Here is a 15,960-nt window from a genome sequence, read left to right as displayed (position 1 = left end):
GGCGCCCTCAAACCGAAGTGACCACGCTGAGATCCGCGGTGACCGCGGTGAGGACGGCATCGGCGGACGGGTCGAGCAGGAAGAAGTGCCCGCCCGGGAAGAGCCGGAGGGAGCTTGCCCCGCTGGTGGTGGCCGACCAGCGCCGGAGGTCCGCCATGGACACGTCGTCGTCCTCGCCGCCGAGCACCGAGACCGGACAGTCCAGCGGTGGGCCGCCCGGCTCGGTGAAGGAGTCGTAGAGCGCATAGTCGGCACGCAGCGGCGGCAGGATCAGGTCCAGCAGCATGAGGTTGGCCAGGATCTCCTCGGGAGTGCCGCCCATCTCCCTCAGTTCCTCGATCAGTTCGGCGTCCGTCCAGCTTCCGCGGCCCGGTTTGGCGGGGGTGGAACCGGGGCCCGCGCAGCCACTGACCAGCAGACGGGCGGGGGCCGGGGCGCCGTGCCGGGCGGCGGCCTTCGCGACGCCGTACGCGAGCAGGCCGCCCAGGCTGTGTCCGAAGAGCGCGTACGAGCCGCTCAGGAACGGGCGCAGCGCGGTGTAGAGCTGCTCGACGGCATCCTGATAGTTCGTCAGGCAGGGGTCCTCCACCCTTGTCTCGCGTCCCGGCAGATGCACCGCCAGGACCTCGATGTCCGTGGGCAGAGCGGTGGGCCAGCCGCGGAACAGACTGGGGCCGCCGCCCGCGGGGTGGAAGCAGAGCAGGCGAAGGCGGGCGTTCGGACGGGCGGCGAGCGGACGCACCCAGGCAGTGGCGACGGGCATGAGGGAGCTTTCCGGTCAGGAGGGCGGTGAGGTGAGCGAGGGCCCGGAGACGGTGCGCCGCTGCTCCGGTTCATGCCCGCCGAACACCCGCTGTGCGGTGATGGTTCAGGCTAGCTTTCCCGGTCGCTCGGTAGATGACGGCGCACTACGTCGAGCAGATCAGGACCCTCCGGCCCGCGGGCCCGTACCACCTGGTGAGCTGGTCGCCCGGCGGTGTGGCGGCGCAGGAGACGGCCGTGCAGCTCCTGGAGGCCGGAGAGGAGGTTGCGAGCCTGGGCACCAGGCCGTGGGTCCGAAGCCTGAACCGGGCGGTTGACGCGTTCGGTGCTGCGGCTCAGGTGGCGAGCTCCAGCCAGACCGTCTTGCCACGGCCACTGGGTGAGGTGCCCCAGATGCGGGCGAGGCCGTCGACGATGACGAGCCCACGTCCGTGTTCGGCCTGCGCGCTCTCCTCTTCGAGGACGGAGATCGAGGAGGGGATCGGGGGCGCCGAGGCGGAGTCCCGGACCTCCAGACGAACGTGGTCCGGGTACTCGCGCAGCCGCAGGTCGACCTCGCTGTCGGCGTGGATCAGGGCGTTGGTCACCACTTCGGAGACGATGAGTTCCAGATCGTCCGCCGTCGCGTCCCGGCCCCATTCGTGCATGCTGTCGCGGACGAATCTGCGCGCTGTGCGGACGCCCCGCAGATCGTGCCGCTGGATCATCATGCGGTTGACCCGGCCATGGGCACCCGGCAGCGCGCCTTCGTAGCGGGCGAGCAGCAGGACGACGTCGTCACGGCGCTCCGGCGGGTCGGGGACCGCGGCGGTGAGCCGGTCGGCGAGCCTCTCCAGATTGCCGCCCGCCTCCCGGATGCCTACGGAGAGCATGGACTGGGCGATGTCCACCACGTCCGCGGTCTGCCGGCCGGCGAGGCCGTCGGTGTAGAGGAGCAGGAGCGAGCCGGCCTCCAGGGTGATGGCGAATGCCTGGTAGGGGGAGTCGGACTGCATGCCCAGCGGTACGTTCGGCGGTGCGTCCAGTGCGTGGACCTCTGCGTCGGGTCCGCGCAGCAGGGGTGCCGGATGGCCGGCCAGGGCCACTTCGAGCAGACCGCCGGCAGTGTCCAGGCAGGCGAAGCAGCACGTCGCCGTCAACTCGGTGCCGAGTGCGGCGAGGCACTTGCCGGCCCGGTTCAGCACCGCTGCCGGTCCGTGGCCCTCGGTGGCGTAGGCGAGCACCGTGCTACGAAACTGGCCCATGGCCGCCGAGCTCTCGATGCCATGGCCCTGCACGTCCCCGACGATCAGCCCCATCTTGTCCTGGGGCAGGGTGATCACGTCGTACCAGTCCCCTCCGACCCCCGTGGTCGCCGGGGCGGGCAGGTAGCGGGCGGTGGTGACCACCTGCGGCAGGTCCGTGAGGATGCGCGGCAGCAGTGTCTTCTGAAGACTCACGGCGAGCATGTGCTCGCTCTCGCTCAGACGGGTTCGTTGCAGAGCCGGCGCAACCATGTCCGCCATGAACATCAGCACCGCCTGCTCCTCGGACTCGAAGGAGTGTTCCTTGGCGAAGCCCAGGGAGCAGACACCCGTCGTCCGCCCGCTGGCCCGCAGCGGCAGGAAGGCCCACGCGTTCTGACCGACGTCGGGCCCGTCGGGGTAAGCGGCCAGCAGGCCGGCGCGGTCCCGGAAGAACCTCGGGTCACGGCCCAGAACGGTGTCGGCCTCCGGTGTGCCGCCGTCGGCGCGCGAGCCGTGCAGATGCTTCACGGTCTCGGCGGACCTGCCGCTGTGGCCCACCACCCACAGCCGGCCGTCACGGACCAGGCTCAGGACGAGGACCTGGGCGCCGAAAGGCGTCATCATGCGCATCCGGGCAGCCTGGGTGACGTCATCGGTGTCCAGCGCCTCATTGAGCGCGTCGCTGAGCTTGCTCAAGTGATACATGCAGGTCATCGGGGCGGAGCCGGGGACACCGGGAAGGCCCCAGCCCCCCGCACGGGACGCCGCGGACGAGGAGCGTGATCCGAATACCGCGGGCACGAGCAGGGGCGCGGGCCGAAGCGCGAGCGAAACCCCCTGCTCCACCAGCGAGGCCAGCCCGCGCGCCAGCCGGTCGCCGGACTCACGGAGCTGCTCGCGCAGGTCGTCGCTCAAAGTGCCCGCCTGCGACGGCATCCGGAGGACGGTGAGCACCCCGAACCGGCGCTCGGCGAAGATCAGGGGCGTGGAGACCACGGTGTAGGGAAAGGGCCCGAGCCCGGCGTACCGCGCCTCGTTCGGAGACACCCACGGCTCCCCGATGACCACCACACTCCCGGCCTGCCAGGCCTGCGCGGATGCGTACGGGGCGTCCGGTGCCAGCCGCTCCGGCACCATGAAGATCGAGGGAGGGGTGCCGCAGATCATCGCCGCGCCCAGCTGTCTCTCCGACGGGCTGTAGAGGTAGACGATGCTCGCTTCGGAGTCCATCCGCTCCACCGCTTCGCGCGCCGCGGTGGCCAGCAGCGCGTCGAGCGCTGCTGCGTCTCCTTCAGCGGCGCCGCAGAGGGGGCTGGGGCTGCCTGCCGCGTGGCGACTCATGATTCTCTTTCTGAGATGACCGATGCGCGTGAGTCTCTTTCTGAGATGACCGATGCGCGCGGCGGGGCGGTCGCCACGGCCGCACGGTCGGTCGCCCCTGTCTCGCTGGCCGGATGTGCGATCCACTCCCATGGTTACTCCGGAGGGCCATGAGTGCAGCCGCGATCCGTCGTTGTGAGCCACCCAGCCGGTCATGTGCCGTAATGAGACGAACCCCCTCCGTGACTTCATGGGATGGCAGCCGTCTCCGCGCCGAGGCCGGGCGGGCCCCCGCGTCCTGTGGACCCACACCCGCGCCGCCCAGGGCCACGCCGCCCGCGCCCCCCCACGACCGACGCACCGCCGACTGACGATCTCCAGAGCCCGATCGCTCCCCACGCAGAGCGCCCGGCTGGGAGACCCCAGCCGAGCGCCCGCGGAAGCGACTCGGAGTCCGCTGAGCCGACCCTGCGGGTTGTCCGGACGCCCGCGTTGTCACCGCGTCAGCGTGCGTCCCTCGTCCCCCTCGACGACGGGGGTACCCGGCAGCGGAGTGGCCTTTCCGGGCTGCACGTTCCGCGGTTCCGCGCCGGGGACCTCGGTGAGAACGGGCCCCGCCGGGTCCGCCGGGGTGAGGGTCGGGTCCACCGGGTGCGGGTGCACCTGGCTGACCGCGGGCATCAGCGGTTGCGACTGGTGCCGGTGCGACGGGACGGGGTGCGGGTGCGAGTGCGGCGCCGCGGCAGCCACCCCGCCGGAGGCGAGAAGTACGACCACCGCACCGGCCGTCACCATGTTGCGTCGGCGTGCGATGCCGCTCCGTCGGATCGTCATGGGATCAGCTCCTTCATGAGGGGGACGGCGCCGGCCTCGGCCCGGCCCCGGTCCCGTGGGGAACGAGTACGGATCGACTCTCGCTCTCGCCGGCTGAAGGCCCGCTGAACGTCCTGAAGACCCTCTTCAGCGCCCGGTGCTCTCGATGCGGAAAAGTAAGCGGCATGCGTGTGCTGCTGATGGACGACGGCGCCCGACTCGTGGAGCTGCTCCAACAGGGCCTTCGAGCAGAAGGGTTCGCGGTTGACGCCGCGAGCGACGGCCTCGAAGGTCTGGCGAAGGCCGCGGCCGACGACTACGACGTGATCGTTCTCGATGTCATGATGCCCGGCCTGAACGGCTACAAGGTCTGCGCCCACCTGCGTTCGGTCGGCGACAACACCCCGATCCTGATGCTGACGGCGAAGGACGGTGAATACGACGAGGCCGAAGGGCTGGAGACCGGCGCGGACGACTACCTCACCAAGCCGTTCTCCTTCGTCGTCCTCACCGCCCGGCTGCGCGCCCTGATGCGCCGCTCCCGCCCCGAACGCCAGATCGTCCAGCACTTCGGGGACCTGGAGATCGACACGGGTGCCCGCCGCTGCCGCCGCGCGGGAACGGACATCGCCCTCACCCCCCGTGAGTTCGACATCCTGGCGCTGCTCGCGGCCACCCCGGACGTGGCCGTCAGCAAGGCGGCCGTCCTCGAACGAGTCTGGGACAAGGCGTACGAGGGCGGTCCGAACATAGTGGAGGTCTACGTCAGTGCTCTTCGCCGGAAGATCGACAAACCCTTCGGCCGCGCCAGCATCGAAACCGTGCCCGGCCGGGCCTACCGGCTCCGTTCCGACGGTGCCTGACCGCGGACGCCGTTCGCGCCCGCGTCCACGGCCACGGCCACGGACGGTACGCGGGCGCGCGACCGCTGCCGTCGCACTGGTCGCCGGTCTGGCCCTCGTCGTCTGTTCGGCGGTTCTCCTCTACGCCGTCCACAGCAATCTGGTCGCCTCCGCCCAGACCGAGGCTCGCAACCAGGTCGACAAGGCGGCTGAGCGACTCGGCTCCGGCACACCCCCGGCGGAGGTTCAGGCCGCTCTACCGCAAGTCAGCCTGGACACCGCCCCCTCCACCGAGGCGCCGGTGACCGGCCCGCCGGCCTCCGGGGTCGCCAGTGCCGAGATCAGCACCTCTTCCGGGTTGGTCCTGATAGAGGCCTACCCCAACCTCACTCCCGCCCACACCGCGGTCATCACCCTGACCTGGGTCCTGATCCCGTCCATCGCCCTGCTGGTCCTCCTGGTCGTCTATCTGACCTGGTACGCCATGGGCCGGGCGCTGCGACCGGTCGAAGGCATCCGTGCCGAGTTCGCCGACATCACCGCCCACAGTCTTCAGCAACGTGTCCCCGTCCCCGACTCCGACGACGAGGTCGCCCTGCTGGCGACGACGATGAACGGCTCTCTCGATCAACTCCAGCGTGCTGTCGGCCGCTTGCGGACCTTCACCTCGGACGCGTCCCACGAACTGCGCGGCCCCCTCACCACCTTGAAGACCCGCCTCGAACTGGCCATGGCCCGTCCCGACCGGGCCGAATGGACCGCCGTCGGCCGCGAAGCCCTGCGCGACACCACCAGCCTTGAAGAGATCGTCGCCGATCTGCTGCTCCTCGCCCGCCTGGACGCGCGCCAGCCCCTGAAGCTCCGGCCGCTGGACGTGGCCGACCTCCTGCGGCGGACCGTCGCCGAGCGCTACCCCGAACGACCCGTCGTCCTCGTCGTACACGCCGATCCCGAAGAGAGACTCCCGGGCAGCCCCACAGCACTCTCCCGCCTGTTCACGAACCTCCTCGACAACGCGCTGCGTCACGCGGACAGCACTGTGACCGTCGAACTGTGCGGCAGCGAGAACGAGTTGGTCGTCGAGATCAGGGACGACGGTCCGGGTATCCCCGAATCCGACCGTGAGAGGGTCTTCGACCGCTTCACACGTCTGGACAACGCCCGCACCCGCAGCGAGGGCGGCTCAGGCCTCGGCCTCGCCATCGCCCGCGACATCGCCACGGCCCACGGAGGAACCCTCACCGCTCAAGCCCCCCACCCCACCGACCACGGCGCCCGTATGGTCCTGACCCTGCCCTTGCCCGAGCGCGGCTGAGGAACCCGGCGGAGTGCCCGACGCGCTCGCCGGCGGTGGAGAGCTCGAGCGAAGCGGCGGACGGCATCGGTGAAGGCGTCCGGGGCGTCGAGGCCGCGTCACTGTCCCGCGCTCGAAGACCCTGGGCACCGCACCGGCGGCCGTCATCGGTTCCCCCCGGGTGGTAGCGTCCGTGACGTCCAGCCGACTGTCGCGGCGCGCTCCGCCCTCACCGGTCGAGCGAGAGCCGGACAGTGCTCGGGCAGCCAACCGTGGTCGCGGGCTCGCGAGTTCATCAGGAGGCGTCGGACGGACGTCGGTGGGAGAAGGGGCGCACGTTGAGTCAGCCGTCGTCGGGTCCGCAGCAGATTCCGGTCGTCGTACTCGCCGGATTCCTGGGTTCGGGCAAGACCACCCTGCTCAACCATCTCCTCCACCACAGCGGAGGCAGCCGCATCGGCGCGATCGTCAACGACTTCGGGGCCATCGAGATCGATGCGATGGCGGTCGCCGGGGCGCTCGGCGACTCCACGGTCTCCCTCGGCAACGGATGCCTGTGCTGCGCCGTCGACGTGAGCGAACTCGACGGCTATCTCGACCGGCTCGCCCAGCCGTCCGCCGGTATCGACGTCATCGTCATCGAGGCCAGCGGGCTCGCCGAGCCGCAGGAGCTCGTCCGTATGGTGCTCGCCAGCGAGCAGCCGCGGGTCGTCTACGGGGGACTCGTGGAGGTCGTCGACGCGGTGGAGTTCGACGCCACCCGGCAGAAGCATCCCGAGCTCGACCGGCATCTCGCCCTCGCCGACCTCGTCGTCGTCAACAAGACCGACCGGGTCGGCGAGAGCGGCCGGAGCGACGAGGGCGAACGGGTCCTCCGGCTCGTGCACACGCTCACCGACGGGGCCGCGGTCGTACCGGCTGCCTACGGGCGCATCGATCCCGAGCTGCTCTTCGACTGCCGGCCGGCCGAGGAGCGGATCGGGCAGCTGTCCTTCGACGACCTCCACCGGCAGCACGACCACGACGACGGCGAGGACGCCGAGGACAGCGAGGACGGCGGGTGCGGCCGCGGGCATGACGACCCGGACCACCCGCACCCCGCACACCACGCGCACCACACCCATCTGCACGCGGCCTACGACAGCCTCTCCTTCCGCTCCGGCGTGTCCATGAACCCCAGGCGGCTGCTGGACTTTCTGGACACCCGGCCGGAGGGGCTCTACCGGATCAAGGGGTACGTCGACTTCGGCGCCGCGGACCCGCGCAACCGGTACGCCGTGCACGCGGTCGGCAGGTTTCTGCGGTTCTACCCGGAGCCGTGGGGCGCCGGCGACGAGCGGCTCACCCAGCTCGTCCTGATCGGGTCCGGCATCGACACCACCGCCCTGCGCAAGGAGCTACAGGCGTGCACGGACGACGCCCCACAGGCCGACGGGCACAGCATGTGGGGTGTTCTTCGCTACGTCCAGGACAAGGAGGCCGGGGCCACCGAGAACCTCGGTGACCCCGGCGACCCGCGGGACTGACCTACATCGGTCCCGCCACCGCCGCGACCGTCTTGGCCAGTGACACACCCGAGCCGTCACGCCGCGGGTCCATCTCGGGCAGCTCGGCCGGTGTGCCGTTCTTCTGCGCGGCCCGGGCCGGCACAGGGCCCGCCCAGGCGAGTGACAGACAGTCCTCGCCCTTGAGGAACCGCTGGCAGCGGACACCGCCGGTGGCCCGGCCCTTGCGCGGGAACTGGTCGAACGGGGTCAGCTTGGCGGTCGTCTGCACCGAGTCGTCGAGCGTGCCGCGCGAGCCCGCGACGGTGAACACCACCGCTTCGACCGCCGGGTCCACCGCCGTGAAGGAGATCACCTTCGCGCCGTCGGTGAGCTTGATGCCCGCCATGCCTCCCGCCGGGCGGCCCTGCGGACGCACCTGGGACGCCGGATAGCGCAGCAGCTGCGCGTCGTCCGTGATGAAGACCAGGTCCTCCTCGCCGGTGCGCAGTTCGACCGCGCCGACGATCCGGTCGCCCTCCTTCAGCGTGATGACCTCCAGCTCTTCCCTGTTCGTGGGGTAGTCGGGGACGACACGCTTGACCACGCCCTGTTCCGTACCGAGCGCGAGGCCCGGGGAGGACTCGTCCAGCGTCGTCAGGCAGACCACCGTCTCGTCCGCCTCCAGGGAGACGAACTCCGACACCGGCGCGCCCCCGGAGAGGGTCGGGCGTGCCGCCGTCTCCGGCAGCTGCGGCAGGTCGATCACGTTCACCCGCAGCAGCCGCCCGGCGGACGTCACCGCGCCCACCTCGCCGCGCGCCGTCGCCGGAACCGCCGAGACGATCACGTCGTGCTTCGCGCGCTTGCCCTCGGTGTCCTCCTCGAACGGGTCGCCGTTCGCCGTCCGTGCCAGCAGGCCCGTCGACGACAGCAGCACCCGGCAGGGGGCGTCCTCGACCTGCAGCGAAACCGTCGGGGCCGGAGCGCCGGAGGACTCCAGGAGGACCGTGCGCCGCTCCGTGCCGAACTTCTTGGCCACCGCGGCCAGTTCGGTGGAGACCAGCTTGCGCAGCTCCGCGTCCGACTCCAGGATCCGGGTCAGCTCCGCGATCTCGGCGTTGAGCCGGTCCTTCTCCGCCTCCAGCTCGATGCGGTCGTACTTGGTCAGACGGCGCAGCGGGGTGTCGAGGATGTACTGCGTCTGGACCTCGCTCAGCGAGAAGCGCTCCATCAGGCGCTCCTTGGCCTGCGCGGAGTTGTCGCTGGAGCGGATCAGACGGATGACCTCGTCGATGTCCACCAGGGCGGTGAGCAGGCCTTCCACCAGGTGGAGGCGGTCGCGCCGCTTTCCGCGGCGGAACTCCGAGCGGCGGCGGACGACGTCGAAGCGGTGGTCGAGGTAGACCTCCAGCAGCTCCTTGAGGCCCAGGGTCAGCGGCTGGCCGTCGACCAGGGCCACGTTGTTGATGCCGAAGGACTCCTCCATGGGCGTCAGCTTGTAGAGCTGCTCCAGGACCGCTTCCGGCACGAAGCCGTTCTTGATCTCGATGACCAGGCGCAGCCCGTGCTCGCGGTCGGTGAGGTCCTTGACGTCGGCGATGCCCTGGAGCTTCTTCGAGCCGACCAGGTCCTTGATCTTGCCGATGACCTTCTCCGGGCCGACCGTGAACGGCAGCTCGGTGACGACCAGGCCCTTGCGGCGCGCGGTGACGTCCTCCACCGAGACCGTGGCGCGGATCCTGAAGGTGCCGCGGCCCGTCTCGTAGGCGTCCCGGATGCCCGAGAGGCCGACGATGCGTCCGCCGGTCGGCAGGTCCGGGCCCGGGACGTGCTTCATCAGGGTGTCCAGATCCGCGTTCGGGTGGCGGATCAGATGGCGGGCGGCCGCGATGACCTCACCGAGGTTGTGCGGCGGCATGTTGGTGGCCATGCCGACCGCGATGCCCGAGGCGCCGTTCACCAGCAGGTTCGGGAAGGCGGCGGGCAGGGCCACCGGCTCCTGCTCCTGGCCGTCGTAGTTGGGCGTGAAGTCGACCGTGTCCTCTTCGATCGACTCGGTCATCAGGCTCGTCGCCTCGGCCATCCGGCACTCGGTGTACCGCATTGCGGCCGGCGGGTCGTCGTTGCCCAGCGAACCGAAGTTGCCGTGGCCGTCGACGAGGGGGACGCGCATCGAGAAGGGCTGGGCCATGCGCACCAGGGCGTCGTAGATGGACGCGTCGCCGTGCGGGTGCAGTTTACCCATGACCTCGCCCACGACACGGGCGCACTTCACATAGCCGCGCTCGGGGCGCAGGCCCATCTCGTTCATCTGGTAGACGATGCGCCGGTGCACCGGCTTGAGGCCGTCGCGGGCGTCCGGCAGGGCCCTGGAGTAGATGACCGAGTAGGCGTACTCGAGGAAGGAGCCCTGCATCTCGTCGACGACGTCGATGTCGAGGATCTTCTCCTCGTAGGCATCGTCGGGCGGCGGGGTCTTCGTGCTGCGGCGGGCCATTGCTGCCGGCTCCTTCACAGTCTGTGCTGGGCATGAACGTGATCTGACGCCGACCATTGTGGACCGCCGCACCGACAACGCGGACCAGGACCCGTACTACGAAGCCCTCGGCCCGGAAACGGGCGCGTCCTGGGGCCGTCAACACCGTACGGTGTCCTCCACCCCCCGTAATCACGGTCTCGCTCTGGGCGTACGCAGCCCGGGAACTTGGCCACCGGTCCACACGCTTGCATACAGTGACAGGACCGGCAGGAAACCGCGGGTTTCCGCGACTCCGCGATCGAAGGGACGTACATGCCCATGGGTCACACGGCCACAGCCGAGGCAGGCTCCGGGGGCCTGACAGCGACCGAGCACCGCCTGGCCAACGGTTTGCGCGTGGTGCTCTCCGAGGACCACCTGACCCCGGTCGCGGCGGTGTGCCTCTGGTACGACGTCGGCTCGCGTCACGAGGTCGAGGGCCGCACCGGCCTCGCCCACCTCTTCGAGCACCTGATGTTCCAGGGCTCGGGGCAGGTGACGGGCAACGGCCACTTCGAGCTCGTGCAGGGCGCCGGCGGCTCGCTGAACGGCACGACGAGCTTCGAGCGCACGAACTACTTCGAGACCATGCCGGCCCACCAGTTGGAGCTCGCCCTCTGGCTGGAGGCCGACCGCATGGGCTCCCTGCTCGCCGCCCTCGACGACGAGTCCATGGAGAACCAGCGGGACGTCGTGAAGAACGAGCGCCGCCAGCGCTACGACAACGTTCCGTACGGCACCGCCTTCGAGAAGCTGACCTCGCTCGCCTACCCCGAGGGCCACCCGTACCACCACACCCCCATCGGCTCGATGGCGGACCTGGACGCGGCCACCCTGGAGGACGCCCGCGCCTTCTTCCGCACGTACTACGCGCCCAACAACGCCGTTCTCTCCATCGTCGGGGACATCGACCCGCAGCAGACCCTCGCCTGGGTCGAGAAGTACTTCGGGTCCATCCCGGCCCACGACGGCAAGCCCGCGCCGCGCGACGGCTCGCTGCCCGACGTCATCGGCGAGCAGCTGCGCGAGGTCGTCGAGGAAGAGGTTCCGGCGCGCGCCCTCATGGCCGCCTACCGGCTGCCGCACGACGGCACGCGCGCGTGCGACGCGGCGGACCTGGCCCTCACCATCCTCGGCGGCGGCGAGTCCTCCCGGCTCTACAACCGGCTGGTACGGCATGACCGCACCGCCGTCGCCGCCGGCTTCGGGCTCCTCCGGCTGGCCGGAGCGCCCTCCCTGGGATGGCTGGACGTGAAGACCTCCGGTGACGTCGAGGTGCCCGTCATCGAGTCCGCCATCGACGAGGAGCTGGCCCGGTTCGCCGAGCAGGGCCCCACGGCCGAGGAAATGGAGCGCGCCCAGGCCCAGTTGGAGCGCGAATGGCTGGACCGGCTCGGCACGGTCGCCGGCCGCGCCGACGAACTGTGCCGGTTCGCGGTGCTGTTCGGCGACCCGCAGCTCGCCCTGACCGCCGTGCGGCGCGTGCTCGACGTCACCGCCGAGGAGGTGCAGGAGATCGCCAAGGCCCGCCTGCGCCCCGACAACCGCGCGGTGCTCGTGTACGAGCCGGTCGCGGCCGACGCCGCCGAGACCACCACCGCCGAAGGCACCAGCAACGACGAGGAGTCGGCGAAGTGACCGAGCTCGCGACCATGGACTTCCACCCGCAGCCCCGGCCCGGCACGGCCCGGCCCTGGGCGTTCCCCGCACCCGAGCGCGGCGCCCTGGACAACGGCCTGACCGTGCTGCGCTGCCACCGCCCCGGTCAGCAGGTCGTCGCCGTGGAGGTGCTCGTCGACGCGCCCCTGGACGCCGAGCCGGCCGGCCTCGACGGCGTCGCCACGATCATGGCGCGTGCCTTCTCCGAGGGCACTGACAAGCACTCCGCCGAGGAGTTCGCCGCCGAGCTGGAGCGCTGCGGCGCCACCCTGGACTCGCACGCCGACCACCCCGGGGTGCGTCTGTCCCTCGAAGTGCCCGTCTCCCGCCTCCCGAAGGCGCTCGGGCTGCTCGCCGACGCCCTGAGGGCGCCGGCGTTCGACGAGAGCGAGATCGAGCGCCTGGTGCGCAACCGCCTCGACGAGATCCCGCACGAGATGGCCAACCCGGCCCGCCGCGCCGCCAAGGAGCTCTCCAAGGAGCTGTTCCCGGCGACCTCGCGGATGTCGCGACCGCGTCAGGGCACCGAGGAGACGGTCGAGGCCATCGACGCGGCCGCCGTCCGCCGGTTCTACGAGCGGTATGTGCGGCCCTCCACTGCCACCGCCGTCGTGGTCGGCGACCTCACCGGCGTCGACCTCGACGCGCTCCTCGGCGACACCCTCGGGGCCTGGACGGGGGAGCCCGCCAAGCCGCGCCCCGTGCCCCCGGTGACCGCCGACGACAACGGCCGCGTGGTCATCGTGGACCGCCCCGGGGCCGTCCAGACGCAGCTGCTCATCGGCCGCGTCGGCGCGGACCGCCACGACCGGGTGTGGCCCGCACAGGTGCTCGGCACGTACTGCCTCGGCGGCACCCTCACCTCCCGTCTGGACCGCGTCCTGCGGGAGGAGAAGGGCTACACCTACGGTGTGCGGGCGTTCGGCCAGGTGCTGCGCTCCGCGCCTGACGGCACCGGCGCCGCGATGCTCGCCATCAGCGGCTCCGTCGACACGCCGAACACCGGCCCGGCGCTGGACGACCTCTGGAAGGTGCTGCGCACCCTCGCCGCCGAGGGGCTGACGGACGCCGAGCGCGATGTCGCCGTGCAGAACCTGGTGGGTGTGGCGCCGCTCAAGTTCGAGACCGCGGCGGCCGTCGCGAGCACGCTCGCCGACCAGGTCGAGCAGCATCTGCCGGACGACTACCAGTCGACGCTCTATCAGCGGCTCGCCGCCACAGGCACGGTCGAGGCCACGGCCGCCGTCGTGAACGCCTTCCCGGTGGACCGTCTGGTGACCGTCCTGGTCGGTGACGCCACGCAGATCGAGGAGCCCGTCAAGGCGCTCGGCATCGGCGAAGTGCACGTCGTGCGGGCCGAGTAGACGCTCCTCGTACGCGTCCGGAACGGCGACGCTCCGAAGGGGCCCTGGTGACGTCCTCCGTCACCAGGGCCCTGCTCTTTGGGTTTTGTCCGTATTGCCATAGAGGCTGCCCCTCTGCCCTGTGGGATGCGCTACAAACCCCATGCTCGGTTTGCCGGGGGACGGAGGGCCCTTCTAGCGTCTGTCGGGCTGTCCGTCAGGCAGTGCGCCGCACCCGCGGCACCGGACAGTCATCGCCGAGTCCCCGTACGGCGCGAGCCAGGGGAGCCGGGGACCCACCTTCTCTCGCCGCCCGCGCGGCCGGAGGGGCCCACTCTCGTCGCCTTCGCGCCGGGAAGGGCCCACGCAGTCCCTGGGGTGAATCGGGCGCCAGCCCGTAGGAGACCTTCCTGCTCCGAACCCGTCAGCTAACCCGGTAGGCGAGAGGGAAGGAAAGGACCAGCCACTTCATGGCGTTCACCTGCGCCACCGGGAAGCACCGCCGTCCGAGCCGAATGCAGCGTACGGCCACGAACGCGGTGGGCGTCGCGGCGCTCACCACCACCGGGGCCATCGGCACCCTGGCAGCCCCGGCCTTCGCCGCCGGGCACCCCGTCGAGGAGACGGGACTCATGCAGGCCGTCACCCTCGGCGACTCGGTCGCGGAGAAGATCGGCGCTCAGGCCGCCGCCCAGAAGCAGGCCGCCGACCAGAAGAAGGCGGCCGAGGCCGCGCGCCGGGAGGCCGCGGAGAAGGCGCGCAAGGAGCACGAGGCCAAGGTCCGCGCCGCCCGCGAGGCCGAGCGCGAGCGCCTGAACGCGTTCGTGGCGCCGATCTACCACTCGTACGTCTCCACCGGCTACAAGGCCGGCGGCTCCCTGTGGTCCTCCGGCGCCCACACCGGCATCGACTTCCACGCCGCCACGGGCACGCCCGTCCACGCGGTCGGCTCGGGCACCGTCGTGGAGACCGGCTGGGGCGGCGCGTACGGCAACCAGATCGTCATCAGGATGAACGACGGCACCTACACGCAGTACGGCCATCTCTCGTCCATCGGCGTCCAGCTGGGCCAGCACGTCACCCCCGGGCAGCAGATCGCCCTCTCCGGGGCCACTGGCAACACGACCGGGCCGCACCTCCACTTCGAGGCGCGCACCACCCAGGAGTACGGCTCGGACATGGACCCGGTCGCCTACCTCAGGTCACACGGCGTGAACGTCTGAGCGTCGGCCGCCCCAAGGCGCCGCTGACGTGATGGCCCCGGCTCCTCGGCCGGGGCCTTCGTCGTTTCGAACTCCCGTCTGTCCAAAAAATATCCATGGATTCCGGCCTGCCGTCGGAAATTCCGGCCCGCTGCAATAGAGTCGACTGGACACGCGTCGACCGGGGACGTTTCGCGGGGATTAAGGCGGTGGTCGGGCATGCGTATTCCGGCGCACTCGGTATGCACGGCGATCCGTGACGACATCGTCGCGGGTCTCTACGAGCGCGGCAGCCGGCTCACCGAGGAACTCCTCGCGCGCCGCTACGGCGTCTCCCGCGTCCCCGTCCGCGAGGCCCTGCGCACCCTGGAGGCCGAGGGCTTCGTCGTCACCCGAAGACACGCGGGCGCGTGTGTCGCGGAACCCACCGAGCAGGAGGCCGCCGACCTGCTGGAGATGCGGATGCTGCTGGAGCCGCTGGGGGCCGCGCGCGCCGCACAGCGCCGCACCGAGGCCCATCTCAAGGTGCTGCGCGGCCTGGTCAGACTGGGCCAGGAGCGCGCCAGGAGAGGCCCCAGCGAGGATCTCCGCTCGCTGGACGGCTGGTTCCACGAGACCCTGGCGCAGGCCTGTGGCAGCCCCGCGCTCACCTCGACGCTCGGCCAGCTACGCCACAAGATCGTCTGGATGTACGCGGTCGAGGCGCCGGTCAGCCCCGTGGAGTCCTGGGCCGAGCACGGCGGCATCGTGGACGCCGTCGCGCGCGGCGACGGCGAACGGGCGCGTGCCATCACGGCACTGCACATCGAGCGCGCGACCGCCGCGCATCGGCTGCGTCCGCCCGGCGCGGGCCACCGCGCGGACCGTGTGAGGACTTCGCAACATGCCGTAAACGTGTCGGGGGCCCGGCATTAACACAGGCACCGTATACAAAGAGGGATATTCCGTGAAGTCCATTTCGGCTGCCCTGGTTCTCATGCGCCCCGATAATTCCGGCGTACGTGATTTTCGGGTGCCGCGAGCAATTCTCGCGACCGCGCCGAATTTCTCGCGCGCACACCCTCGGGGGCGCGAAGTCCACCGTGCCCGCTCCCGCACGACGGCGAAAGCCGCGCCCCCTGGGGAGGCGCGGCTTTGGTGACCGGGGGGTCCGAAGGGTCAGACGGTCTCGGGGAGCTCCTCGAGGCCCTCGGCGACCAGCTTCGCCAGGCGGTCCAGTGCGGCGTCCGCGCCGTCCGCGTCGGAGGCCAGGACGACCTCCTCGCCGCCCTGGGCGCCCAGGCCCAGAACCGCCAGCATGGACGCGGCGTTGACGGGGTTGCCGCCGGCCTTGGCGATGGTCACGGGGACGCCGGAGGCCGTTGCCGCCCGGACGAAGATGGAGGCGGGACGGGCGTGGAGGCCCTCGGCCCAGCCGACGTTGACGCGGCGCTCAGCCATGTGTTGCTGCCCTTCGGTTTCAGGGTTGTCTAGACCAGTTTTCCATATGGTGAA

At 70.9% G+C, this 15,960-nt stretch carries 12 protein-coding genes, 1 pseudogene and 1 riboswitch; of the genes and pseudogenes, 8 read left to right on the top strand and 5 right to left on the bottom strand.

Annotated elements, in window-relative coordinates; genetic code table 11:
* Window positions 1–7: 7 nt before the first annotated feature.
* Complete coding sequence (locus ACFY2Z_RS05125; protein ID WP_390742787.1) at window positions 8–763, bottom strand: thioesterase II family protein; 756 nt, start codon at window positions 761–763, stop codon at window positions 8–10.
* Between the two features lie 134 nt (window positions 764–897).
* Between ACFY2Z_RS05125 and ACFY2Z_RS05120 the strand changes: the two are divergent.
* Window positions 898–1,029 (top strand): annotated as a pseudogene (locus ACFY2Z_RS05120) (thioesterase domain-containing protein); the annotation flags it as partial.
* 68 nt (window positions 1,030–1,097) lie between these two features.
* Here the strand turns inward: ACFY2Z_RS05120 and ACFY2Z_RS05115 are convergent.
* Both ACFY2Z_RS05115 and ACFY2Z_RS05110 read right to left on the bottom strand, forming a co-directional pair.
* Complete coding sequence (locus tag ACFY2Z_RS05115) at window positions 1,098–3,329, bottom strand: SpoIIE family protein phosphatase (protein ID WP_390742786.1); 2,232 nt, start codon at window positions 3,327–3,329, stop codon at window positions 1,098–1,100.
* A 474-nt stretch (window positions 3,330–3,803) separates the two neighbouring features.
* Window positions 3,804–4,142: a hypothetical protein gene (locus ACFY2Z_RS05110; protein ID WP_390742785.1), complete on the bottom strand. Its 339-nt coding sequence runs from the start codon at window positions 4,140–4,142 to the stop codon at window positions 3,804–3,806.
* A 164-nt stretch (window positions 4,143–4,306) separates the two neighbouring features.
* Between ACFY2Z_RS05110 and ACFY2Z_RS05105 the strand changes: the two genes are divergently transcribed.
* From ACFY2Z_RS05105 to ACFY2Z_RS05095, 3 genes are all read left to right on the top strand, one after another.
* Window positions 4,307–4,984, top strand: a complete 678-nt coding sequence (locus tag ACFY2Z_RS05105) for a response regulator transcription factor (RefSeq protein WP_390742784.1) — start codon at window positions 4,307–4,309, stop codon at window positions 4,982–4,984.
* Window positions 4,977–6,278, top strand: coding sequence for a sensor histidine kinase (locus ACFY2Z_RS05100; protein ID WP_390742783.1), 1,302 nt, complete (start codon window positions 4,977–4,979; stop codon window positions 6,276–6,278). The genes ACFY2Z_RS05105 and ACFY2Z_RS05100 overlap by 8 nt, the downstream gene beginning before the upstream one ends.
* Before the next feature lie 317 nt (window positions 6,279–6,595).
* Complete coding sequence (locus tag ACFY2Z_RS05095; RefSeq protein ID WP_390742782.1) at window positions 6,596–7,783, top strand: CobW family GTP-binding protein; 1,188 nt, start codon at window positions 6,596–6,598, stop codon at window positions 7,781–7,783.
* A 1-nt stretch (window position 7,784) separates the two neighbouring features.
* Here the strand turns inward: ACFY2Z_RS05095 and ACFY2Z_RS05090 are convergent, their stop codons facing one another.
* The gene (locus ACFY2Z_RS05090) at window positions 7,785–10,241 is read right to left on the bottom strand and encodes a DNA topoisomerase (ATP-hydrolyzing) subunit A (protein WP_390742781.1); all 2,457 of its coding nucleotides are present in this window, start codon (window positions 10,239–10,241) and stop codon (window positions 7,785–7,787) included.
* A gap of 294 nt (window positions 10,242–10,535) precedes the next feature.
* Here ACFY2Z_RS05090 and ACFY2Z_RS05085 point away from each other — a divergent pair, with 294 nt between their 5' ends.
* The 4 genes from ACFY2Z_RS05085 (at window position 10,536) to ACFY2Z_RS05070 (ending at window position 15,381) form a co-directional block, all read left to right on the top strand.
* Window positions 10,536–11,900, top strand: a complete 1,365-nt coding sequence (locus ACFY2Z_RS05085; protein WP_390742780.1) for a M16 family metallopeptidase — start codon at window positions 10,536–10,538, stop codon at window positions 11,898–11,900.
* Window positions 11,897–13,285 carry a M16 family metallopeptidase gene (locus tag ACFY2Z_RS05080; RefSeq protein WP_390742779.1) on the top strand — a complete coding sequence of 463 codons (1,389 nt, stop codon included), beginning with the start codon at window positions 11,897–11,899 and terminating at the stop codon, window positions 13,283–13,285. The genes ACFY2Z_RS05085 and ACFY2Z_RS05080 overlap by 4 nt, the downstream gene beginning before the upstream one ends.
* Window positions 13,286–13,509: 224 nt before the next feature.
* A riboswitch (cyclic di-AMP (ydaO/yuaA leader) is annotated at window positions 13,510–13,722 on the top strand.
* Between the two features lie 12 nt (window positions 13,723–13,734).
* Window positions 13,735–14,487 carry a M23 family metallopeptidase gene (locus ACFY2Z_RS05075; RefSeq protein ID WP_390742778.1) on the top strand — a complete coding sequence of 251 codons (753 nt, stop codon included), beginning with the start codon at window positions 13,735–13,737 and terminating at the stop codon, window positions 14,485–14,487.
* Window positions 14,488–14,685: 198 nt separating this feature from the next.
* The gene (locus ACFY2Z_RS05070) at window positions 14,686–15,381 is read left to right on the top strand and encodes a GntR family transcriptional regulator (protein ID WP_390742777.1); all 696 of its coding nucleotides are present in this window, start codon (window positions 14,686–14,688) and stop codon (window positions 15,379–15,381) included.
* Window positions 15,382–15,624: 243 nt separating this feature from the next.
* On the opposite strand, the gene ACFY2Z_RS05065 is transcribed toward ACFY2Z_RS05070, so the two are convergent.
* Window positions 15,625–15,906, bottom strand: coding sequence for an HPr family phosphocarrier protein (locus ACFY2Z_RS05065; RefSeq protein ID WP_390742776.1), 282 nt, complete (start codon window positions 15,904–15,906; stop codon window positions 15,625–15,627).
* Window positions 15,907–15,960 lie beyond the last annotated feature (54 nt).

Source organism: Streptomyces sp. NPDC001222 (genome assembly GCF_042896945.1).
GTDB classification, from domain to species: domain Bacteria; phylum Actinomycetota; class Actinomycetes; order Streptomycetales; family Streptomycetaceae; genus Streptomyces; species Streptomyces gibsoniae.
Note: the sequence above shows the minus strand (reverse complement) of the source record. Positions and strands in the feature narration are given on the sequence as shown.

Coding starts and splice junctions, on each gene's coding strand:
- ACFY2Z_RS05075 (WP_390742778.1), top strand. CDS start 13,735: ATGGCGTTCACCTGCGCCACCGGGAAGCACCGCCGTCCGAGCCGAATG.
- ACFY2Z_RS05125 (WP_390742787.1), bottom strand. CDS start 763: ATGCCCGTCGCCACTGCCTGGGTGCGTCCGCTCGCCGCCCGTCCGAAC.
- ACFY2Z_RS05065 (WP_390742776.1), bottom strand. CDS start 15,906: ATGGCTGAGCGCCGCGTCAACGTCGGCTGGGCCGAGGGCCTCCACGCC.
- ACFY2Z_RS05070 (WP_390742777.1), top strand. CDS start 14,686: ATGCGTATTCCGGCGCACTCGGTATGCACGGCGATCCGTGACGACATC.
- ACFY2Z_RS05105 (WP_390742784.1), top strand. CDS start 4,307: ATGCGTGTGCTGCTGATGGACGACGGCGCCCGACTCGTGGAGCTGCTC.
- ACFY2Z_RS05085 (WP_390742780.1), top strand. CDS start 10,536: ATGCCCATGGGTCACACGGCCACAGCCGAGGCAGGCTCCGGGGGCCTG.
- ACFY2Z_RS05090 (WP_390742781.1), bottom strand. CDS start 10,241: ATGGCCCGCCGCAGCACGAAGACCCCGCCGCCCGACGATGCCTACGAG.
- ACFY2Z_RS05110 (WP_390742785.1), bottom strand. CDS start 4,142: ATGACGATCCGACGGAGCGGCATCGCACGCCGACGCAACATGGTGACG.
- ACFY2Z_RS05115 (WP_390742786.1), bottom strand. CDS start 3,329: ATGAGTCGCCACGCGGCAGGCAGCCCCAGCCCCCTCTGCGGCGCCGCT.